General features: G+C 58.9%; 18 protein-coding genes. 2 read left to right on the top strand and 16 right to left on the bottom strand.

Features of this window, described 5'->3' with window-relative positions:
• Nucleotides 1-667 precede the first annotated feature (667 nt).
• From QRN55_RS22130 to QRN55_RS22120, 3 genes are all read right to left on the bottom strand, one after another.
• Nucleotides 668-1978 (bottom strand): homoserine dehydrogenase, encoded by a 1311-nt coding sequence (locus QRN55_RS22130; protein WP_112501700.1) that lies wholly within the window; start codon nucleotides 1976-1978, stop codon nucleotides 668-670.
• Nucleotides 1979-2042: 64 nt separating this feature from the next.
• Nucleotides 2043-3263 carry an LL-diaminopimelate aminotransferase gene (locus QRN55_RS22125; protein ID WP_284778324.1) on the bottom strand — a complete coding sequence of 407 codons (1221 nt, stop codon included), beginning with the start codon at nucleotides 3261-3263 and terminating at the stop codon, nucleotides 2043-2045.
• Between the two features lie 237 nt (nucleotides 3264-3500).
• The gene (locus QRN55_RS22120) at nucleotides 3501-4460 is read right to left on the bottom strand and encodes a nucleoside hydrolase (RefSeq protein ID WP_284778323.1); all 960 of its coding nucleotides are present in this window, start codon (nucleotides 4458-4460) and stop codon (nucleotides 3501-3503) included.
• Between the two features lie 195 nt (nucleotides 4461-4655).
• Between QRN55_RS22120 and QRN55_RS22115 the strand changes: the two genes are divergently transcribed.
• On the top strand, nucleotides 4656-5459 hold the full coding sequence (locus QRN55_RS22115; RefSeq protein ID WP_111839085.1) for a TSUP family transporter: 804 nt from the start codon (nucleotides 4656-4658) through the stop codon (nucleotides 5457-5459).
• A gap of 4 nt (nucleotides 5460-5463) precedes the next feature.
• On the opposite strand, the gene QRN55_RS22110 is transcribed toward QRN55_RS22115, so the two are convergent.
• The 9 genes from QRN55_RS22110 to hemN all read right to left on the bottom strand — a co-directional run bounded on the left by QRN55_RS22110 (nucleotide 5464) and on the right by hemN (nucleotide 15195).
• Nucleotides 5464-6177 carry a PAS domain-containing protein gene (locus tag QRN55_RS22110; protein ID WP_233123208.1) on the bottom strand — a complete coding sequence of 238 codons (714 nt, stop codon included), beginning with the start codon at nucleotides 6175-6177 and terminating at the stop codon, nucleotides 5464-5466.
• 563 nt (nucleotides 6178-6740) lie between these two features.
• Nucleotides 6741-7433: a hypothetical protein gene (locus QRN55_RS22105; RefSeq protein WP_111839084.1), complete on the bottom strand. Its 693-nt coding sequence runs from the start codon at nucleotides 7431-7433 to the stop codon at nucleotides 6741-6743.
• 338 nt (nucleotides 7434-7771) lie between these two features.
• Nucleotides 7772-8701 carry a lipid A biosynthesis lauroyl acyltransferase gene (locus QRN55_RS22100; RefSeq protein WP_284778332.1) on the bottom strand — a complete coding sequence of 310 codons (930 nt, stop codon included), beginning with the start codon at nucleotides 8699-8701 and terminating at the stop codon, nucleotides 7772-7774.
• Nucleotides 8702-8712: 11 nt separating this feature from the next.
• On the bottom strand, nucleotides 8713-9741 hold the full coding sequence (locus QRN55_RS22095) for a zinc-binding dehydrogenase (RefSeq protein WP_284778322.1): 1029 nt from the start codon (nucleotides 9739-9741) through the stop codon (nucleotides 8713-8715).
• A gap of 53 nt (nucleotides 9742-9794) precedes the next feature.
• Nucleotides 9795-11081 (bottom strand): beta-ketoacyl-ACP synthase, encoded by a 1287-nt coding sequence (locus QRN55_RS22090; RefSeq protein ID WP_284778321.1) that lies wholly within the window; start codon nucleotides 11079-11081, stop codon nucleotides 9795-9797.
• A gap of 12 nt (nucleotides 11082-11093) precedes the next feature.
• Nucleotides 11094-12290, bottom strand: a complete 1197-nt coding sequence (locus QRN55_RS22085) for a beta-ketoacyl-ACP synthase (RefSeq protein WP_284778320.1) — start codon at nucleotides 12288-12290, stop codon at nucleotides 11094-11096.
• 402 nt (nucleotides 12291-12692) lie between these two features.
• Nucleotides 12693-13172, bottom strand: coding sequence for a 3-hydroxyacyl-ACP dehydratase FabZ family protein (locus QRN55_RS22080; protein ID WP_045230345.1), 480 nt, complete (start codon nucleotides 13170-13172; stop codon nucleotides 12693-12695).
• Nucleotides 13173-13435: 263 nt separating this feature from the next.
• Nucleotides 13436-13720, bottom strand: coding sequence for an acyl carrier protein (locus tag QRN55_RS22075; protein ID WP_103088466.1), 285 nt, complete (start codon nucleotides 13718-13720; stop codon nucleotides 13436-13438).
• A 104-nt stretch (nucleotides 13721-13824) separates the two neighbouring features.
• Entirely contained in the window at nucleotides 13825-15195 is a 1371-nt protein-coding gene (hemN, locus tag QRN55_RS22070) for an oxygen-independent coproporphyrinogen III oxidase (RefSeq protein ID WP_502871362.1), read from the bottom strand.
• Nucleotides 15196-15370: 175 nt separating this feature from the next.
• Between hemN and fnrN the strand changes: the two genes are divergently transcribed.
• Nucleotides 15371-16096, top strand: a complete 726-nt coding sequence (gene fnrN, locus QRN55_RS22065) for a transcriptional regulator FnrN (RefSeq protein WP_112501691.1) — start codon at nucleotides 15371-15373, stop codon at nucleotides 16094-16096.
• Nucleotides 16097-16451: 355 nt separating this feature from the next.
• Here the strand turns inward: fnrN and QRN55_RS22060 are convergent, their stop codons facing one another.
• From QRN55_RS22060 to QRN55_RS22045, 4 genes are all read right to left on the bottom strand, one after another.
• A complete protein-coding gene (locus QRN55_RS22060) occupies nucleotides 16452-17597 on the bottom strand; it encodes an aminodeoxychorismate synthase component I (RefSeq protein ID WP_284778331.1) in 1146 nt (381 codons plus the stop codon).
• A gap of 42 nt (nucleotides 17598-17639) precedes the next feature.
• Nucleotides 17640-18770, bottom strand: coding sequence for a tRNA guanosine(34) transglycosylase Tgt (gene tgt, locus QRN55_RS22055; RefSeq protein WP_065701107.1), 1131 nt, complete (start codon nucleotides 18768-18770; stop codon nucleotides 17640-17642).
• Nucleotides 18770-19852, bottom strand: coding sequence for a tRNA preQ1(34) S-adenosylmethionine ribosyltransferase-isomerase QueA (gene queA, locus QRN55_RS22050; RefSeq protein WP_111839079.1), 1083 nt, complete (start codon nucleotides 19850-19852; stop codon nucleotides 18770-18772). Before queA ends, tgt begins: the two co-directional genes overlap by 1 nt.
• Before the next feature lie 421 nt (nucleotides 19853-20273).
• Nucleotides 20274-20783, bottom strand: a complete 510-nt coding sequence (locus QRN55_RS22045; RefSeq protein WP_111839078.1) for a peptidylprolyl isomerase — start codon at nucleotides 20781-20783, stop codon at nucleotides 20274-20276.
• Nucleotides 20784-20794 lie beyond the last annotated feature (11 nt).

Here is a 20794-nt window from a genome sequence, read left to right as displayed (position 1 = left end):
CGCCTTGCGGTGTATCCGAGGGCGGAACGGAGCAATTGTGCGGGTGATTCGCGCGCCGTTGAGAAAGTTGCGGGGGGAATTTTGGGGTTTTTTGCGGGATTTCTTTTAAGTTGTTGATTTAGCTTGGAAGTATTTTCGATTGAGGTGTTTGGGGAGTGCATCGTGGGCTCACTGGGTGCCGCTTACCCCCCTCTGCCCTGCCGGGCATCTCCCCCTCAGGTGGGGAGATCGACTCGTGGATGGCGCTCGGCCATCTTGGACGTCGTTGCGGGGTATGACGTGTATTGCAGCGGCCAACCGTCTAACGGTTGCGATTAGAGCGGTGATCGCGCCTCTTGCCGATCTCCCCCCTTGAGGGGGAGATGCCTGGCAAGGCAGAGGGGAATGAGCGGCTGGCTCTGTTCATCATGACAGGCGGAGTTATGCCTCCCGATCATCCCGGGTCTACCGAAACGATCAAAAAATTATGATGAACGATGCCCATTCATTGGGTTTTCAGGTGAGGGGTGGGACGCCTGCGCCGACGTCAAACCGTCGGGCATTCTGGAAGCCACTGCGAGTGGGCTTACCCCCTCGACCCTACCGGCCCTCTCCCCCACAAAGGGGAGATCGATCCGTAGGACGCGCATTGCGTCTAGCGGGTGCCCACGAATGGGCGCCCTGCCCGTTACGTCCGCTCGATGCGGATGACCTGGGGTTCGCTGACGAGGTATTTTTCGCTTTTGATGGCTTTGACGGCCTTGCGGATGGCGTCTTCCATGGTGGCGTGGGTGACCAGAATGATGTTCTGGGCGCCGCCTTCGCTGGGGACGCGGGAGTGCTGGACGATGGATTCCAGCGAGATGTTGTTTTCTGCCATGCGGGTAGCGATGGAGGCGAAGACGCCGGCCTTGTCCTTGACCGTGAGGCGGATGAAGTAGCCGCCTTCGTGGCTTTTCATCTTGGCGCGACGGTATTCGGTCAGGGATCTTGCCGGGCGGCCGAGGGCTGGCACTTTTTGGGCGCCGGGGCGGCTTTTGGCGATGTCGGCGATGTCGCCTAGCACGGCAGACGCCGTGGCGTTGCCGCCAGCGCCGGGGCCGACCATCAGCAGTTCACCGAGAATGTCCGATTCGACGGCCACGGCATTGGTGACGCCATCCACCTGCGCGATGACCGAATCCAGCGGCACCATGGTGGGATGCACGCGCTGTTCGATGCCCGATTCGGTAACCTGCGCCACGCCGAGAAGCTTGATGCGGTAACCGAGGTCGGCGGCAGCCTGAATATCCTCGATGGAAATGTTGGTGATGCCTTCGAGATAAATATCATCGGCGGAAATCTTGGCGCCGAAGGCCAGCGTGGTGAGGATAGCCAGCTTGTGGGCGGTATCGTTGCCCTCGATATCGAAAGCGGGATCGGCCTCGGCATAGCCCAGACGCTGGGCTTCCTTGAGGCAGGCCTCGAAGGACAGGCCTTCCTTTTCCATCTTGGTCAGGATGTAATTGCAGGTGCCGTTCATGATGCCGTAGATGCGCGACACGTGGTTGCCGGTGAGCGATTCACGCAGCGCCTTGATGATGGGAATGCCACCGGCGACGGCTGCTTCGAAGTTGAGCAGAGCGCCCTTGTCTTCGGCCAGCACGGCAAGTTCGACGCCGTGCTTGGCCAGCAGTGCCTTGTTGGCTGTCACCACATGGAGACCGCGTGAAAGGGCTGCGCGCACCGACTTCTCGGCCTGACCGGAGGCGCCGCCAACCAGTTCCACGAAGACATCGATATCGGCTTTTTCAGCCAGTTCTTCAGGCGTATCGAACCAGGTCATACCCGAGAGATCGACACCGCGATCACGCGACCGATCGCGTGCGCTGACGGCAATAATCTCAATTGCGCGTCCGCAGGTAATCGCAAGTTCCTTGCTTCTCTGCTGGAGGATGCGCACGAGCGAAGAGCCGACAGTGCCGAGTCCCGCTATGCCGATTCTCAATGAATCTGCCATGGGTATATTCCTGATTTGCTAAAAATTGAGAGGTGGCCTGACACGGCCACCCGGTTTGATGCCCTTAACGGTGGGCGTTGAGCGAAACGACGTTGTGCAACGTATCGTCCGCAGTCGACAGGAAGCGCTTCAAATTGCGCGCGGCCTGACGAATTCTGTGCTCGTTTTCGACGAGGGCCAGGCGGACATAATCATCGCCCATTTCCCCGAAGCCGACGCCGGGTGCGACCGCAATATCGGCCTTTTCAACCAAGAGCTTGGAGAATTCCAGAGAGCCGAGATGGCGGAATTTTTCCGGAATTTTCGCCCAAGCGAACATGGTGGCGGCAGGCGGTGGCACTTCGAAACCAGCCTTGCCGAACGTATCGACCATGACATCACGGCGGCGGCGGTAGACGCTGCGCACTTCGGCGATGTCGGTGCCATCACCATTCAGCGCGTGGGTGGCCGCGACCTGGATGGGGGTGAAGGCGCCGTAATCCAGATAGGATTTGACCCTCGTCAAAGCGCTGATGAGGCGCTCGTTGCCGACGGCAAAGCCCATGCGCCAGCCCGGCATGGAGAACGTCTTGGACATGGAGGTGAACTCCACGGCGACATCCATGGCACCCTGCACTTCCAGAACCGACGGTGGCGGGTTCTTGTCGTCGAAGTAGATTTCCGAATAGGCAAGGTCCGACAGCACGATGAGATCGTGCTTCTTCGCAAACGCGATCACGTCCTTGTAGAAATCCAGCGACGCGACGTGGGCCGTTGGGTTCGACGGATAGTTGATGATCAGCGCTAAGGGCTTCGGGATGGAGTGGCGCACGGCGCGTTCCAGGGGACCGAAGAAGGTTTCGTCGGGCTCGACATTCATGGAGCGGATGACGCCGCCTGCCATGAGGAAGCCGAAGGCGTGGATCGGATAGGTCGGGTTGGGGCAAAGGATGACATCACCCGGTGCGGTGATGGCCTGCGCCATGTTGGCGAAGCCTTCCTTGGAGCCGAGGGTGGCCACGACCTGGGTATCCGGGTCGAGCTTCACGCCGAAGCGGCGGGCGTAATAGGCCGCCTGCGCACGGCGAAGGCCGGGAATGCCCTTGGACGAGGAATAGCGGTGCGTGCGCGGGTCCTGAACGACTTCGCACAGCTTATCAACGATGGCCTTGGGGGTTGGAAGGTCGGGATTGCCCATGCCAAGGTCGATGATATCGGCACCACCCGCTCGCGCGCTGGCTTTCAAACGGTTCACCTGTTCGAAAACATACTGCGGCAGACGCTTGACCTTGTGAAACTCTTCCATCTCTTTCCTCGTGGAAATGAGCCTGATAACCCGGCTCACATGCGTTCGTTGTTCGGTTCAGACACAGCCGACACGAACAAATCGGACCTGTATCGATGAGTGTAGCGCATGCACTGCAAAACACGAATGGGTTTTCGCAAACCTACGAAGCAGCTGCGGCCAGCACGCGACTTGCATAACGCGAGTTTTTTCGAAAATGCAAGGCAGTTGCCCGCGTTTGACAGCGCGACCGGCCAATCAGCCGGGCTGACCGTTCACTATTGCGGCCTTGATGACCGAAAGCACACGTCCAGGCTGGATATCGGTGCAGACGAGCTGGCTTGGATGACCATCCCATTTGCCCGGCGGAAAGCCGGTACCGTCGGGCTTCTGGATGGTCTGGCCATCGGCAATACCGCCGCAAACCACGCGCACGGCGCCGCTGCGGGTTTCGAAAAGCTCGGGGTTGGTGAGATAGACGCAGGCGCAGGCGTCATGCACCACCATGCCATCGCCGGTGCGGGTGTTGTAAAATTCGATGTAGAACTGCGACAGGTCTGACAAAAGCTGGACGGGTGCCCCGCCCTCCTTCGCCATTTCGTCCATGAACTTCGATGTCATGACCGTGCGGGTGGTGACATCCAGGCCGACGACGACCACGCGCCATGGCGCGGTAAAGACGAGATCGGCGGCTTCAGGATCGCCATGAATATTGGCTTCGGCAGCCGGGCTGACATTGCCATTGATATCGAAAGCGCCACCCATGACGATGACCTGCTTGACCAGCGCGGCGATATCGGGTTCTTCCCGCAACGCCAGCGCAAGGTTGGTCATGCGCCCCACGGCGATCAGCGTAACCTCGCCCGGATTGGCTTTTACCGTATCGATGATGAAGTAATGGGCCGCGCGCGGATCGAGAGGCAGGTCGATGGTATCGGGAACGCCGATATTGCCGAGGCCGTCTTCGCCGTGAATGAAAGTGGGGAAATGGCCCTCTGGCCGCGACGGATCGAAGGTGACGCCAGCGCCCTTGGCGACGGGTGCCGTCATGGCCCACTGCTGCTTGAGGAACAGCGCATTGCGGGTGGTGATATCGATGGGCGCATTGCCGAAGACGGTGGTGACGCCGATGAGGTCGATCTGCGGGTGCCGTTGCAGAAACAGCAGCGCCATTGCGTCGTCGATGCCGGGGTCCGTGTCGAAAATTACCTTGTCCATGCCATGTCCTCGAATTCGTCAGCGGCAGAATCGCACGGATGATGGCGATTCAGCGAGCGCACCATAAACGGACACGCTATCGACGCAATGGCTCAGCGCGGGAAAGAGGCGTCTACGGACGGCAGGAAAACCATTGCGCGGCGCAGGCTTCGGTGCCAGAAGCAGCCATCATCATAGCCCCTCTGGAATCTCCCCGTGCACGACCTTGCTCTCCAAGTCTTTGTCATCCTGTTTTTCGTCGCGGTTTTTGCCGGTTTCGTGGATTCGATTGCCGGTGGTGGAGGGCTGATCGCCATTCCTGCGATGCTCATTCTGGGTGTTCCGCCACTGGAAGCGCTGGGCACCAACAAGCTGCAGGCGCAGTTCGGTTCGGCCTCGGCGACGATCGCCTATGCACGGCGCGGCCATGTCGATCTGAAGAAGCAGTTTCCCATGGCTGCGATGGCGTTCATCGGCGGTATTTTCGGCGCGCTGACCGCATCCTTCGTGCCGCCGGACACGTTGCGGGCCATCATGCCGTTTCTGCTGATCGCGATTGCGCTCTATTTCGCCTTCAAGCCCAATCTCAACGATCTGGATAGCCACCAGCGCATCACGCCATTCGTGTTCGGGCTGACCATCGTGCCGCTGGTCGGTTTTTACGACGGCGTATTCGGCCCAGGCGCGGGCTCGTTCTATATGCTGGCGTTCGTGGGGCTTGCGGGTTTCGGCATGCTGAAGGCGACCGCCCATACCAAGCTGCTCAACTTCGGCTCGAACTTCGGCAGTTTTCTGGTGTTCACGCTGAGCGGTGCAATCCTGTGGAAACTCGGCCTGATCATGGGGCTGGGACAGTTTTTGGGCGCGCAGGTCGGCTCGCGGCTTGCCATGAGCAACGGTGCCAAAATCATTCGCCCGCTGCTGGTGATTTCGTGCCTTGCGATGGCGACGAAGCTTTTGGCCGACTCCGGCGCTTTCACCACCATTACCGCCTTTATCGGAAGCCTTTTCGGCGGCTGAGTGATCAGCCGATTTCGAGGCTGGCCATTTCGCCGACGTTTTGAAGGACGATCACGGCGCCGATGATCTCCTTGCCGGAGCCGCGCAGCGGTGTCATGCGGCAACGCGTGGTAAAATCCTCGCTGTTGCGACGACCGCGATGCAGATAATCGACCATCGCGCCGCCAAAGCATTTGTCGAAAGCGGGCTTTGCCATGGCCTTGAAGCTTTCCTCGCCAATGAATTCGGACACATGGCATCCGACCATGGACAGCGGTGTGCGGCCGAGAAACGCGGCATTGGCGTGGTTGGCGTAGAGATAGCGATAATCTCGCGTGATGACGCCGACGCGGTCCGGCAGGCTGTCAAGGACCGCTTCGTTCAACAAGGGTTGCTCCTGCACGAGGAAAGTCGGACGGTTTTCCGGCTTGCGTGGCGGCGGCTTCAATGTGTCGCCTGCTTCCTTTGCTGCCTTGAAATACCGGTCGATCAACATCGACATGGCAGCACTTCGGCGCATCACGCTCGATCTGTCCTCCGCCTCCTCACGAATGAGGCCGTTGAGGAACTGCAACTGCATGTGCGCTTCCTCGCTGGTCTCTGCCCGGTAGGACAGAATATCCGCGATGATCGGCTCAAGCTCGCTGTCGAGGATGCGCACGAGATCGTCGTGGCCATCGGCCACGGCCTGTTTCAGCTGGTCGCACTTCAGCGAAAACGTATCGAAGAGCCCGAGCAAGAGAGCCTCCATTCTGTCACACACACTTCCCGATGCATCAGCATGATCGCAAGACCGATACCGCGCGATACGGAAAAGTCCTTCCTTCCAGAGCCGTTGCCGCCGCACGCTCCTTGATTCGATTTCAACCAGACCGAGAGTGCGCAGCAGCCGCAACATAAGGCAGCAACAGCGCATTAGCGATACAAGTCTCCGAGAGTTAGACCCTCGGTTGCATTAGCAAATTGAACACGAAAAACCCTGACTCGGTCAATACACTAGATTTCACCTGTCGATCAGAAATGCATAATTTAAATTTATTATAGGTCGAACTGAATATCCGAAGCGGACTACTCCCAAACTAGCGGGATAGATCGCCACCGGGTCGATCCAACCTCCGATGACCCGTTTTTATATTGATAATCGTCAATTCCAGGCTTCAAGCAGAGTCATGGCAAGAAAGATCAAAGATACAGCCAACAAGATATTAGAACGAATTCGCCTTTAACCGGATGTCGATTGCGCCTGAATATCCACGTCATCGCGCCAAATCTCTATGTCAAAAGACATAGCCGGATCGACCGTCAAGCGACAGCGCGGTGGCGGCGATCTGCCAGTTCCTTGACGATGATGATAGCGCCGACGAGCTTGTATGACGGCGAATAGCAGGGTGACATTTCATAGGAGCGAACGACGGTGCGTCCGTCGATGTCTTCGGCATAGGTGTATTTCGCAGGCTGACCCTTGAAGCAGGCGTCGAGCTTTTCCTTCAGTGCCTGCTGGAAGTGGTGGATGCCGATGAATTCGGCGATGTGGCGACCGACGAGATCATTGGTCTTGGCCTCATAGCAGAGCGCATTGATGGCGTTGGTGTAATTGATGCGGTAGCCGGGAGACACCACGAAGACACGCTCGTCGAGATCGTCGAGCCTGTCCTCATCGAGAATGACATAGGGGCTCCACGATGCCGATTCGCCATCAGGCGTAGCGCCGTCATAGGGCAGGCCTGCGCCGATGTAGCGGTCCACGAGCTTGCGCAGCAGTTCCGAGTTGCGCTGTACGCAGCCGGTATCCTCCGCCTCTTCGTTCAAGAGGTCGATGGCAAAGCGGAACTGTTCGAGAACCTCGGCGGAACTCTTCGTCTTGCGGCTGGTGATACTTTCCAGCAGCGGATCGAGCTCACGATCCAGCAACGTGATTTTCTGCGCGTCGTTGCGATCAACGGCGCCTTTCAGCTCAGAATATCGTTGCCAGAACAAGTCAATCAAAGTTTTCAACTCGATTCCCCCCCGGATGACAGCGCGCCATTCGCACTTTCAAAAACACTCCGGCCCAGCGGCACGAGACTCGTTATATGGTATCACCGTAAAAAATGACGTAACGAGAAACAGCACCGCCATTACACACACAAGATAAATTACCACACGCAGCACGGCTTTAACAAATCCCAGAAATTGTGAAGAACAATATACATTCACAATCTTGAGATGTTATCGCAAACCATTACCTCGAAGGTGCCTATTCTAAAGCGTACGCCCTGAACGCAGGTTCAGATCAGACGCTTTAAACATTTGTTCTAAACGCATGTTGACGGCAAAAAAGCAACGTCAGATGTTTAGTCTTCGACCTGATTTTTGATATGCCAGCGGTCGTGATACCATAGCCATTGGCCGGGATATTCCCGCACCCAGCTTTCCACCTTGTCGTTGAGAAGCTGCGCGGTCTTCTGAACATCGACGGCGCCCTTGTCGTTTAAGGGAATCTCGACCTTCGGTTCGATTTCCAGACGATAGCGATTGTCCGGCAGACGAATGCAGCGGGCCGGAAACACATCGCAACCGAACTGGCGCACCAGTTTCGCCAGAAGCGGGTTGGTCAGCACGTCGTTGCCGAAGAATTTGGTGGGCAGACCCTTGCGGAATTTCTGGTCCACGAGAACGCCGATGCCGCCGCCCTTTTCCAGCTGACGCGCCAGTGCGAATGACGAACCAGCATGCGACGGCACGAGGTTGCCCATACGCTCCTTGCGGAAATCGAAGATGCGCTTTGCCACGTAAGGGTTGTTCGGCGGGCGGAACAGCACCGTCACATCGAGGCCATAGGCCGATCCTGCCACGGGCAGCAGCTCGAAATTGCCGGAGTGGGCGGTAAAGACGATAAAGGGACGCGGATTGTCGCGCAGCTCCAGAAAGGTCTCTGTGCCGACGACTTCCACCCTGCCCGGCTTGCTGTTTGCCGGATCGAAATCGAACAGGCGGTCCAGAAAGACGTATTCGGCGGCAAGGCGGCCCATATTGCCCCAGCTATCCAGGGCAATCTCGATACGCTCCTCCTCCGATTTCTCAGGATAGGCGCGCGCCAGATTGAACAGCATGAGCTTATGGCGTGGCGTTTTCGGGCCGATCTTGCGCGCCATCCTGTCTGCGAAATTGATGGCCGGATCGGCTGGCAAAAGCTTCAGCAGGTTCAGAACGCTAAAGGCAATCGTCGCATTCAGCCACTGGCGAAAGTTTTCGAACGCCAGGACCATGCGCGTTATAAACATTTTCAAAAGGGTCAATCCATCCGCAGAACGATTTTGCCGAAGACTTGACGGCTTTCCATCCGCTCCAGCGCCATCTCGATCGTGTCGAAGGTTACTTCGGTATCGATGACCGGATGCACAAGGCCCCGCGCCATTTTCTGCATGGCATCGGCCATGTTTTCCATGCGGCAACCGAAGGAGCCGAGCAGTTTCAACTGCTGCTGGAACAGCATCATCAGGTTGATTTCAGAGGAAACGCCCGATGTGGAACCGCAGGTGACTAGACGACCGCCACGCTTCAAGCAGAACATGGAGCCTGCCCAGGTGTCCTTGCCGACGTGTTCGAACACGACATCGACACCCTTCTTCTTCGTCAGTTTGCGCACGACGCCTTCGAAGCGGTCGACGCGGTAGTTGATGACGTGGTCTGCGCCCAGTGCCTTGGCGCGCTCGATCTTGTCATCGGAACCGACGGTCGTGATGACGGTGCAGCCCATTTTCTTGGCAAGCTGGATGGCCGCCGAACCGATACCGGAGCCACCAGCGTGGATCAGGATCGTCTCGCCGGGCTGAAGCTTGGCATTGTCGAACAGCATGTGTTCGACGGTGCCGAAGGTGACGGGCGCAAGCGCCGCCGCAACGGCATCGATGCCCGGAGGGGCCAGAACGAGCTGGCGGGCGGGAATGTTGATCTTTTCCTGCGCGAAGCCATCCAGATGGAAGCCGTGAACACCGGCGACGTTTTCGCACAGATTATCGCGACCGGCCACGCAGTGGTGGCAGCGACCGCAGGTGCGGGCGCCATAGATGGACACGAGTTGGCCGGGCAGAACGTTGGAAACACCGGGGCCGATGGCCTCGACCACGCCGGATGCTTCCGCGCCAATGGTGAGCGGCATCTTGCGCTTGGCGAATGCCATGCCGCGCCAGCCCCACACATCGATGTGGTTCAGGGCCACGGCCTTGACCCGGAGCGTGACTTCACCGGGTGCCGGAGCATCCGGCTCTGGCAGGTCCACTCTTTCAAGTTTACGATCATCAACGAGTTGCAAGGCGCGCATAATGAAGTCCTTCGCCTGGAGGCGTTCTTATTGTTTTCGATTTGGGAAACCGATTAAGCCGGTTCCCGCGTCATGACAAGGCTTGCGTTCTGGCCGCCGAAGCCGAAGGAGTTGGAAAGCACGGCGGTAACCTCCGCATCGCGCTTCACATTCGGCACCACATCCAGCGCAATCGTCGGGTCGGGGTTGGTGTAGTTGATGGTCGGCGGCACGGTGCCGGTCAGCATCGTCTGCAGCGAAAACACCGCTTCCACCGCACCGGCTGCCGTCAGCGTATGCCCGATCATCGACTTGTTGGACGAAACGGGAATGGATTTCAGCCCTTCGCCGAAGACGGCGAGCATGGATCCATATTCCATCTTATCGTTCTCAGGCGTCGAGGTGCCGTGGGCGTTGATGTAGTTGATATCGCCTTCGGCAACACCAGCATCGGCCAGCGCCGCGCGGATCGTCGCAATCGCCGGGCCGCCATCCGGCGACGAGCGCGTGCGGTGGAAGCTATCGGCCTTTTCGCCAGCGCCCTTGATGATGCCGAGAATTTTCGCGCCACGGGCGACGGCTGCTTCCAGCGATTCCAGCACCAGCGTTGCCGCACCTTCGGCAATCACGAAGCCATCGCGATCCTTGCTGAAGGGCTTGGAGGCCTTTTCCGGCGGGTCGTTCTGGGTCGACAGCGCCGACAACAGCGAAAAGCGGATGAGCGCTTCGGCGCTAACCGAACCATCTGTCGCAACCGTCAGCGCACGGTCCGTGCGGCCCTGACGGATGGCTTCGACGCCAAGCTGGATGGCCGTGGCACCAGACGCACAGGCCGTGGACAGGGTGACGGGCAAGCCGCGTGTGCCGAAACGATCTGCGAGACGCTCCGAGATGGCGCCGAACAGGGCTGCTTCGTGGAACGCCGGATCGGGGCGCTCCCGCAGTGCCGCCATGAAACGGTCATAGGCGTCGCCCGGCTTTGTCGCCGGTGGAGAGCGGTCGCCAAGCTCAAATCGGGCGCTCCATTCCGGCTCGATGGGTGGCGCGGCCAGAAACAGCGGGCCGTTGAAATCACCGGAAAGACCGGCCTGCTCCAAGGCCTCGATGGTGGTTTCACGCGCAAAGGCGAAGGAGCGTTCGACGGAATTGGGCTTCGGGATATCGATGAAATCCACCGTGCCGCAAATCTTGGTGGACAGGTTGTCTGTCGGGAAACGGGTGATCTTGTGAATGCCCGATTTGCCTGACGTCAACGCCGCCCAGTTATCATCAAGCCCCTGGCCCAATGACGTGATGATGCCCATGCCGGTAACGGCGACGATGGGACGACCGAGGTGATCCTTGAAATTGCTGGACGCCATGGTGTCTACTCCTCAAGCATCTGTGGAAAGCACGGCAACGCCTTCGCCGCGAACATGGCCAACGGTGGTGACGACGGCCTGCGTGGCGACAGAAGTCATCGGCTTTTCGGCGGACGTATCGAAGGCAGGAACCTTCGCGCCGCTTTGCAGCGCGAGTGCTGCAAGCGCGAGGCCAAGTGGAAACTGCGCTTCAAGTCCATGACCGGTGACACCGCCAAAGCCGCGAATGGCGGATGTCGGCAGCACTTTTGCCAGCACATCCTTCTCCCGACCCGTCACGGCATCGTAGCCGCTGGCGCCGGAGAAAACGACCGTCGTTGCGTCATCCGTTGCAGGCGCAAGAAGGCGCTCCAGCCGTTTTTCCAGCTTGCTGTCGTCTCGCGCACCGCGATCACCTTCGATGGCGTCGATGCGGGCGTAAATCTTTGCGCCGCGCGCTTCTGCGCGCTTGCGTGATTCGAGAACGAGGAACGCACCGACGGAGCCGGTGATCATGCCAGCGCCCTCACCTTCTGCGCGCGACCACAATGGTTGCCACGCGCCCTGTGCGTGCGCGCCGATGGCTTCGAACAGCAAGGTCATGTCGGGGCGTTCGGCAGCAAAAGCGCCGCCCACCAGCGCATGGCTCGATTCGCCGGAGCGGATGCGATAGAACGCGGTCTCGACCGCAGAAATACCAGCAGCTTCTTCGCCCATGAAGGTACGTGAGGAGCCGGTGACCTTGTGGACGATGGAGATGTTGCCCGCCATCAGGTTGGAAAGCTGTGCCAGAAACAGCGTTGGGCGCAGTTCTGTCGTCAGCTTTTCGTTTAGCATGACTTCGCGGTCGTTGCGCTTCAGGCCCTCGTCTACGATCAGCGTATCGACATTGATATCGCGCTCGCCACCACCGGCAGCGACGATCATGTCCATGGTGCCACAGGCTTCTGCATCCGTCTTCAGGCCAGCATCATCCAGCGCCAGACCGGCGGCGAAGACGCCGAGGCGCTGCCAGTTTTCCATCTGACGCTGATCCTTGCGGCCAATCTGGTTCGACCAGTCGATCTCCGGCAGTGGATGAATGGGGTACGGCGCGAACTTTTCGGTTTCGACGATTGCGTCAGGTGCAGCGCCTGCCGACAGCAGCGCAATATGGGCGTCGATACCGACACCATGACAGGTCACGATACCGACCCCGGTAATCACCACATCATTGTCAGACTTCATCATCCGTCATCCTTCGTCGCTGTTCCCAACCGCATGATCCGGGCCAGCCATCAAAAAGCGGTCCAATGACCGTATGTGCCATGCGGAATAATGCTCACGATGCGGCTTTGCAATGGCGAAGGGTCAAAGACGCGTTGCAATGCATGGATTTTCGGAGGTTCATGGGGAAAATCTGGGCTTTTTGTATAGGATAGGATGGTGCGTGTGGCTTACCCCCCTCTGTCCTGCCGGACATCTCCCCCTCAAGGGGGGAGATCGGCTGGGCGCTTACTCCCGCTCCACCTGCAACCCTAGAGATGGGCAAGATGTCTCAGCGAGTCGATCTCCCCCCTTGAGGGGGAGATGTCCGGCAGGAAAGAGGGGGTGAACCACACCCACCATCGCGCGCTCATGAATCTCTACGACTTAAACCGACGTATCCGCAGCAATGGCCGCCATAAGCCCAACCTCTTCCGCCCGCTTCTTGACGATAGGGCCGAGCGGTATTTCGGAAAACGGCATGGTCCGCAGCTTCAACTGCGCATCGCACACCTTCTTGCCCTCAGACGTGATCTTGGCCTTCGTCACGGCAAAGCCGGAACCGTCATGCTCCAGATAGGCCTCGATATCGAGCACCGCATTCGGCTCCACGAAAGTGCGCATCTTGGCGCCATCGACGGTCATCAGGAAGGGCATGGCGGCGAAATCGGTCATGGCCAGAACCAGCATGCCAGACGCCTGCGCCATGGTTTCGATGAGCAGAACGCCGGGAACCAGCGGCATGCCGGGGAAGTGGCCTTCGAAGACAGGGCTCTGGGCGGGCACGACGGAGCGCGCCTTGAGAATGCGGGCGGACCTGTCGATGGACTCGATGCTATCAACCATCTGGAAATATTCTAGAAGCATGTTCCGTCCGTAAGAAGTTCGAGGATGCGGATGGGTTTGGGGTTGCCTTACAGCAGAGCCAAAAAGCAGAAACCCGCCTCATCGGCGGGCGTCTTGGTAAGAAAGCCGTGTCACCCTTTCCGTCATCCTCGGGCTTGTCCCGAGGATCCAACCACGTCGCAACAGTCAATCGGTTGCAGATGCTCGGGACAAGCCCGAGCATGACGCAGGGTTTGGCGGGCCTCATCGGCTGTGCGGCCCGCCTCATGGCGAACCCGTCCAAATCAGCCCTTGGCGGCCTTCAGTTCGTCGATCTTTGCGCAGAGGTTTTTCAGAACGAAGTATTCCTCGGTCGAAACCTTGCCTTCGTTGACTTCCTGCGTCCACTGCTCGAGCGGGATCTTGATGCCGAATTCCTTGTCGATCGCGAAAACGATGTCGAGGAAGTCGAGGCTGTCGATGCCGAGATCGTCGATCGTGTGGCTTTCCGGCGTAATGGTTTCGCGGTCGATTTCGCTGGTATCAGCGATAATGTCTGCAACCTTGTCGAATGTAGCTGTCACGCCCATAATCCTTCGTGTGTCTTTAATGTATGAGGCACCACATAGGGAACTTGCGCAAAAAAGCCAATGGGTTCGTGAAGCATCATTGAATTTTCAGGGCAAAGTGTTGCCTAAACAGCAACCGAATGACGCCCGCGACCGCTGGAAAGATAGGTATCGAAGGTCGCGGCGATGCTTCTGGCGAAGGGCTTGCCCGCCTCCGTCAGCCTGAAGACGCCCTCCTCCATGGCCACCAGCCCGTCCCGCTCGCCTGCGGCAAACTGCCTGGCCTCGGCAATGGCAAGCACTGCCGCCGGGCCGAAAAGCTGCGAGAGGGCCGTAAGGTCGAGGGCGAAATCGCACATGATGCGCTCGATCACGAAGGCGCGGACACGGTCCTCCTGCGACAGCGCGATACCGCGCACCACACAGAGTTCACCGCTATCGGCCATGCGTTCATATTCACCTGTCGCGGGCATGTTCTGGACGTAGCCTTGCGGCAACTTGCCGATAGATGAGGCGCCCAGCCCGATCAGAGCATCGGCGCTGTCATCCGTATAGCCCTGAAAATTACGCTTCAACGCGCCATCCTTCATGGCAAGGGCGAGTGTGTCGTCGGCCTTTGCGAAATGATCGATCCCGATGGCGACGTAACCAGCAGCCATCAGCATTTGTCCGGCCATGGTCATCTGCCGATAGCGTTCGGACACATCAGGCAATGCTGCCTCGGGAATCATCGTCTGGTGTTTTTTCGTCCACGGCACATGGGCATAACCGAACAGGGCGATGCGGTCTGGATTGAGAGAGATGATCTTGTCGACCGTATCTTTCAGCGTCTCCAGCGTCTGAAACGGCAGGCCGTAGAGAATATCGCAATTGACCGAGTGCGCGCCCCTCGCCCGCACGGCTTCGACAACAGATTTCGTCTGCTCGAAGGTCTGGATGCGGTTGATGGTCTTTTGCACTTTCGGATCGAAATCCTGCACGCCAAGGCTTGCGCGCGTCATCCCGATGGCGGCGAGCGCATCGTAGCGTCCTTCATCCAGATCGTTGGGGTCCATCTCGACGCTGATTTCGACATCAGGCGCAAAGGAAAATGCGGCACGCAGACAATCCATCAGCGCAATCAGGTCATCAGGCTTGACCATGGTCGGCGAGCCGCCGCCGAAATGCACCGCCGTGACCTTCGCCGAGCGCGACACATGCTGGCTCACCGACTCAATCTCGCGGTGCAGGGATTTCAGATAGGTCGCGATCGGCTCGTATTTCAGGGTGTGCTTGGTGTGGCAGGCACAGAACCAGCACAGCCTGTCGCAATAGGGAATATGCACATAGAGCGAGATGCGGTTTTCCGCCCCCAGCATGTCCAGCCACGAGACGTAGACGCCCGAGTCGATTCCCTCGTGAAAGTGCGGCGCGGTGGGGTAGCTGGTGTAGCGCGGGACGGCAGCGGAATATTTGCGGATGAGATGCTCGGTCACAGCAGAATGCCCTCTTAGCATGTATCAATTATGCGACTACCGGATACAGGCTGCGACAGTTTGCAACTTTGACTTCGATCAAGTCAGGGCATAAAGATTGCCTATCAAAAGCCGTGGGGGATTACGGCTTATCGGGGCTGCCCATACATATCGAAATGGTGAGCGCTCGCCCCGATTTTGCGATCGGACAGACATCATGGATACGTTGCAGCGAAACATCCACAATTCGGATATTCCTGTGGTTTGCCGCGCCTGCGAAGCGCGTCACGGGGGTTTGTGCGGTGTCTTGCAGCCGGACCAGCTTGTCGAACTCAGCCGTCATTCCAGCCGCAAGAAAATCGAGCTCGGTCACGAACTGCTCGGCCAGGGCGAAGTCGTTCCCTATTATGCCAACATTCTCAAAGGCGTGGTGAAGCTGTCCAAGATGATGTCGGATGGCCGTCAGCAGATCGTCGGCCTGCAATTTGCGCCGGACTTCCTCGGTCGTCCCTTCGTGGCGGAAAGCAACATGACAGCGGAAGCGGCCACGGATGTGGAAATCTGCCTGTTCCCGCGCCGCGTCGTGGACCGCATGGCGGGTGATGTGCCCGGCATGGAGCGCAGGCTGCACAGCCAGTCGCTGAAGGAACTGGACGAAGCGCGCGACTGGATGCTGACGCTTGGCCGCAAATCCGCACAGGAAAAAGTCGCAAGCTTCCTCTACCTCATCGCCACCCACATCGATCCCGAAAGTGACGACCACTCCTGCTTCGACCTACCGCTCTCGCGCGCCGATATCGCGGATTTTCTGGGCCTGACGATAGAGACCGTCAGCCGCCAGATGACGAAGCTGCGTAAGGACGGCGTGATACGGATCGAAAATAACAGGCACATTACTGTGCCGGATATGGATGGGTTGAATATGGCGGCTGGAAACGACTGATGGAAGGGTTTATGTTCGATCAGATGACGGTTGGGCTATCACTTGCCGTCATCGTCGGGCTCCTTATGGAGTGGCAAGAGAACCTCACTCCCCTCCGTCATGCCGCACTTGATGCGGTATCCAGTCAGCCCAAGTCCTTGGGCTAAAAGAACTTTTCTCGACGCGCAGACGCGCGTCGGCTGGACCCCGGCTCAAGGCCGGGGTGACGGAAGTGAGGGTATTTCTGCCAAACTACCTCCGATTCAAACCGGACAGTAGTTGTACAAGCCCAAGGATGACGGCAGTGGGTGGGTATTCGCTGTCATTCCTAATTTACGGCTGTGGCGAATACTGACCTGCTTATAAGCAGCACAACCTATCCCAAAATCCTCTCACCGGTCGCGAACTTCGCTTTCAACAGGCACTCATCGTACTCAGCATCCGCAGTCGAATCGAACACGATGCCGCCGCCGACGTTGAAGGTGGCGGCGCCGGTTTCGAACAGGGTGATGGTGCGGATGGCGACGGAGAAGCGCATGTCTCCGGTGGGTGATATGAGGCCGATAGCGCCGCAATAGGCATTGCGCGGGGCGGTTTCCAGATCGCTGAGTATTTCCATGGCCCGCATTTTCGGTGCGCCCGTTATCGAACCACAGGGAAACAGGGTTGCGAAGATATCGGCGATGGAGAGATCAGGTAGCAGCCTGGCGCTGATGTGGCTGACCATCTGGTGAACGGTCGGGTAGGTCTCGATCTCGAACAGGCGGGGCACGTCGAGCGTACCGACCTGCGTAATGCGCGATATGTCGTTGCGCAGCAGGTCCACGATCATGCGGTTTTCGGCGAGCGTCTTTTCATCGTGCAACATGCTCTCGATCAAGGCTGCGTCTTCAGCCGCAGACGTTCCGCGCCGGATGGTGCCCTTCATGGGGTGCGTTTCGATCCAGCCATCCTTGACCGAGAAAAACAGTTCGGGCGAGCGGGAGAGGATGACCGGGCCGCAGAGATCGACCAGCGCGCCGTATTTGACCGGCTGGCGCTCGATCAGCGACCAGAATGCGGTGAGCGCGTCTCCGTGCCAGCGCGCATGGATCGGCATGGTCAGATTGGCCTGATAACAATCGCCCTGTCGCAAATGCTGGTGCAGCTTGCCGAACTGTTCGCGGTACTGCGCCAGCGTCCAGGCGGGTTTGATATCGCTCAGAAAATCATCGACCTGCATCAAGGCTGCGGGAGGTTCGACGATATCACCTAATGGTGACGCGAAGACGCCGAAGCTGAGAAGCGGGACATCGCGTTTGACGTCTGCGAGCGGCGCCAGCTTTTTCTCGAAGAGATAGCCCGCCTCATAGGACATGTAGCCAGCGAGATATTTGCCGTTATCGCGCGCCTGCTGCATGCGCTCCAGTGCGAGCGGGAACTCATCAGGCTCATGCGCAACGATGATCTCTTCCGGTTCGATGAACAGCGTCACCGATCCGGTTGTATCATCGCGGAAGAGAACATAGGGCGCGGTTGGCAATGCAGTCGATCCGGCTGGCGCTCGTTTCAAAAGAAAACGATCTCAGATGCGATCGATATCGCCTTTCGCCCACATTTCAATGGTTTCCGCATAGAAATCGGCAAAGCGGCCTTCTTCGATGGATTTTCGGATGCCCTGCATCAGTTCCTGATAGTAGGCGAGATTGTGCCAGGACAGCAGCATGCCGCCTAGAGCTTCATTGGAGCGAGCCAGATGGTGCAGATATGCGCGGGAATAATCACGCGATGCCGGGCAGTTGGACTGCTCGTCCAGCGGGCGCATGTCTTCGGCGTGACGGGCATTGCGAATGTTGACGCGGCCACGGCGGGTGAAGGCCAGACCGTGACGGCCCGAGCGCGTGGGCATGACGCAGTCGAACATATCGATGCCGCGTGCGACCGATTTCAGGATATCGTCTGGCGTGCCGACGCCCATCAGGTAGCGCGGTTTTTCGGTTGGCAGCGCAGGCAATGTAATGTCGAGCATGCTCAACATCACCTCCTGCGGCTCGCCCACGGCGAGACCGCCAACGGCGTAGCCCTTGAGATCGAGCTGCTTCAGCCCTTCCGCCGAGCGAATGCGCAAATCCGGCTGGTCGCCGCCCTGCACGATGCCGAACATGGCCTTGCCCGGCTGCTCACCGAAGGCGACGCGGCAACGCTCGGCCCAGCGCAGCGACATTTCCATGGCGCGCTCGATTTCCTTGCGCTCGGCAGGGAGCGCAATGCATTCGTCCAGCTGCATCTGAATGTCCGAATCGAGCATGCCCTGAATTTCGATGGACCGTTCCGGCGACATGTGGTGCAGCGAACCATCCACATGGCTTTTGAAGGTCACGCCTTTTTCGTCCAGCTTGCGCAGGCCAGACAGCGACATGACCTGGAAGCCACCGCTGTCGGTCAGAATCGGGTGCGGCCAGCGGATCAGCTCATGCAGACCGCCGAGACGCTGAACGCGCTCCGGGCCGGGGCGCAACATCAGGTGATAGGTATTGCCCAGAATGACGTCGGCGCCGAGGTCACGCACCTGATCCAGATACATGGCCTTGACGGTGCCGACGGTGCCGACCGGCATGAAGGCAGGCGTGCGGATGGTGCCGCGTGGCATGGCCACTTCGCCAAGGCGCGCGCCGCCGCTGGTTGCTTTGAGGGTGAAGGTGAAGTTCTCTTGCATCAGGTCTTCCGAAAAAGGAGGCTGGAATCGCCATAGGAATAGAAACGGTAGCCGGTTTCGATGGCGTGCCTGTAGGCCTCGCGCATGGTTTCCAGCCCGCAGAAAGCCGAAACCAGCATGAACAGCGTGGATTTCGGCAGGTGAAAATTGGTCATCAGAATATCGACCGCCTTGAAGCGGTAACCCGGCGTGATGAAGATGCCGGTGGCACCGGACCACGGCGCTATCTGGCCATCGTCGCGCGCAGCACTTTCGATCAACCGCAGCGAGGTGGTGCCAACGCAAACGATGCGCCCGCCCCTCGCCTTGACGGCATTCAGTTTGGCCGCCGTTTCCTCTGATACAGTGCCAATTTCGAAGTGCATCTTGTGCTCCTCGGTGTCGTCGGCCTTCACGGGCAAAAACGTGCCAGCGCCCACATGCAGCGTTACGAAATGCCGCTCGATACCGGCGGCATCCAGGGCTTCGAAGAGGGCGGGCGTGAAGTGGAGACCGGCGGTGGGTGCGGCGACGGCGCCTTTTTCGCGGGCGTAGATCGTCTGGTAATCCGTCTGGTCCTGCGCGTCTTCGGGTCGTTTCGCGGCGATATAAGGAGGTAGCGGGATGTGGCCGACGGAGGCGATGGCCTCGTCCAGCGCGGGGCCGGAGACATCGAACAACAGGGTGATCTCACCCTCCTCGCCCTTCTCCTCGACGGTCGCCTCCAGAAAAGCCAGACCGCAGGCATTGTCACGCTCGTAGCCGAAGCGGATGCGGTCGCCTTGCTTGATGCGCTTGCCGGGACGGGCGAATGCCTTCCAGCGGCTGGCATCTGCGCGCATGTGAAGCGTGGCGGAAACGGCCGTCTCCGGCGCACCCTCGCGAAGGCGAACGCCTTCGAGCTGGGCGGGGATAACGCGCGTGTCGTTGAAGACGAGCGCATCGCCCGGCTTCAGGAAGCTGGGGAGATCGAAGACATGATGGTCCGTCATGCTGTCCGCATTCGGGTCGACCACGAGCAGACGCGCACTGTCACGCGGGTTCGCCGGGCGAAGCGCGATGTTGTCGTCGGGAAGGTCGAAGTCGAACAGGTCTACACGCATGATGGGGCTCTTAGTTTTCAAGAATAGTCCGGCGCTCCGCTCTCGTCTTCCCTCATTCCTGTGCTTGTGACAGGAATCCAGTTGGCGCGCGTCTGCGCGGCAGGAAGACTCTTTTCAGCCCAAGGACTTGGGCTGGCTGGATTCCTGTGACGAGCACAGGAATGAGGGAGCAACGGCACCAGAATATTAAAACCCGCCCTGCATTGTCATTCGGGCGGGTAATTTGGATGACAAGGCGTTCTCTGCACTCGGCGTCATCCTCGGGCTTGTCCCGAGGATCCAACGATCCACAACATCGAATGTGGTTAGATCCTCGGGACAAGCCCGAGGATGACGACGGAGAGGTTTCGTTTCTATGTCACCCAATCAAAACCCGCCCCGCAGTTGCCTGCGAGGCGGGCCAAGTGTCTATATCCTATGCTCAGGCCGCAGAAGCAAGGCGGATCGAGACGATGGAATCGGGGTCTTTCACAGGCTCGCCGCGCTTGATCTTGTCGATGGCTTCCATGCCTTCGATGACCTGGCCCCAGACCGTGTACTGCTTGTTCAGCCATGGGCTGTCGGTAAAGCAGATGAAGAACTGCGAGTTGGCAGAATTCGGGCTCTGCGAACGGGCCATGGAGCAGGTGCCGCGCACGTGTGGGATAGCGGAAAATTCGGCCTGAAGGTCAGGCTTTTCGGAGCCGCCCATGCCAGCGCGCGAAGGGTTGAAGCTTTCCGCACCCTTCTTGCCGAACTTCACGTCGCCGGTCTGCGCCATGAAATCGGTGATGACGCGGTGGAAGACGACGCCGTCGTAAGCCTGCTCGGACACCAGTTCCTTGATGCGGGCAACGTGGCCAGGAGCCACTTCCGGCAGAAGCTGGATCACGACCTTACCGGTCGTTGTTTCCATGATGAGGGTGTTTTCGGGATCTTTGATCTCGGCCATGGTATCTCTCC

Source organism: Agrobacterium sp. lyk4-40-TYG-31, assembly GCF_030209855.1.
GTDB lineage: Bacteria > Pseudomonadota > Alphaproteobacteria > Rhizobiales > Rhizobiaceae > Agrobacterium > Agrobacterium vaccinii.
Note: the sequence above shows the minus strand (reverse complement) of the source record. Positions and strands in the feature narration are given on the sequence as shown.

What these genes read in the sequence shown, in the direction of transcription:
- QRN55_RS22130 (WP_112501700.1), bottom strand. Translation starts at nt 1,978, where the DNA reads ATGGCAGATTCATTGAGAATCGGCATAGCGGGACTCGGCACTGTCGGC.
- QRN55_RS22125 (WP_284778324.1), bottom strand. Translation starts at nt 3,263, where the DNA reads ATGGAAGAGTTTCACAAGGTCAAGCGTCTGCCGCAGTATGTTTTCGAA.
- QRN55_RS22120 (WP_284778323.1), bottom strand. Translation starts at nt 4,460, where the DNA reads ATGGACAAGGTAATTTTCGACACGGACCCCGGCATCGACGACGCAATG.
- QRN55_RS22100 (WP_284778332.1), bottom strand. Translation starts at nt 8,701, where the DNA reads ATGTTTATAACGCGCATGGTCCTGGCGTTCGAAAACTTTCGCCAGTGG.
- QRN55_RS22095 (WP_284778322.1), bottom strand. Translation starts at nt 9,741, where the DNA reads ATGCGCGCCTTGCAACTCGTTGATGATCGTAAACTTGAAAGAGTGGAC.
- QRN55_RS22090 (WP_284778321.1), bottom strand. Translation starts at nt 11,081, where the DNA reads ATGGCGTCCAGCAATTTCAAGGATCACCTCGGTCGTCCCATCGTCGCC.
- QRN55_RS22085 (WP_284778320.1), bottom strand. Translation starts at nt 12,290, where the DNA reads ATGATGAAGTCTGACAATGATGTGGTGATTACCGGGGTCGGTATCGTG.
- QRN55_RS22080 (WP_045230345.1), bottom strand. Translation starts at nt 13,172, where the DNA reads ATGCTTCTAGAATATTTCCAGATGGTTGATAGCATCGAGTCCATCGAC.
- QRN55_RS22075 (WP_103088466.1), bottom strand. Translation starts at nt 13,720, where the DNA reads ATGGGCGTGACAGCTACATTCGACAAGGTTGCAGACATTATCGCTGAT.
- hemN (WP_502871362.1), bottom strand. Translation starts at nt 15,195, where the DNA reads ATGCTAAGAGGGCATTCTGCTGTGACCGAGCATCTCATCCGCAAATAT.
- fnrN (WP_112501691.1), top strand. Translation starts at nt 15,371, where the DNA reads ATGGATACGTTGCAGCGAAACATCCACAATTCGGATATTCCTGTGGTT.
- tgt (WP_065701107.1), bottom strand. Translation starts at nt 18,770, where the DNA reads ATGCAAGAGAACTTCACCTTCACCCTCAAAGCAACCAGCGGCGGCGCG.
- queA (WP_111839079.1), bottom strand. Translation starts at nt 19,852, where the DNA reads ATGCGTGTAGACCTGTTCGACTTCGACCTTCCCGACGACAACATCGCG.
- QRN55_RS22045 (WP_111839078.1), bottom strand. Translation starts at nt 20,783, where the DNA reads ATGGCCGAGATCAAAGATCCCGAAAACACCCTCATCATGGAAACAACG.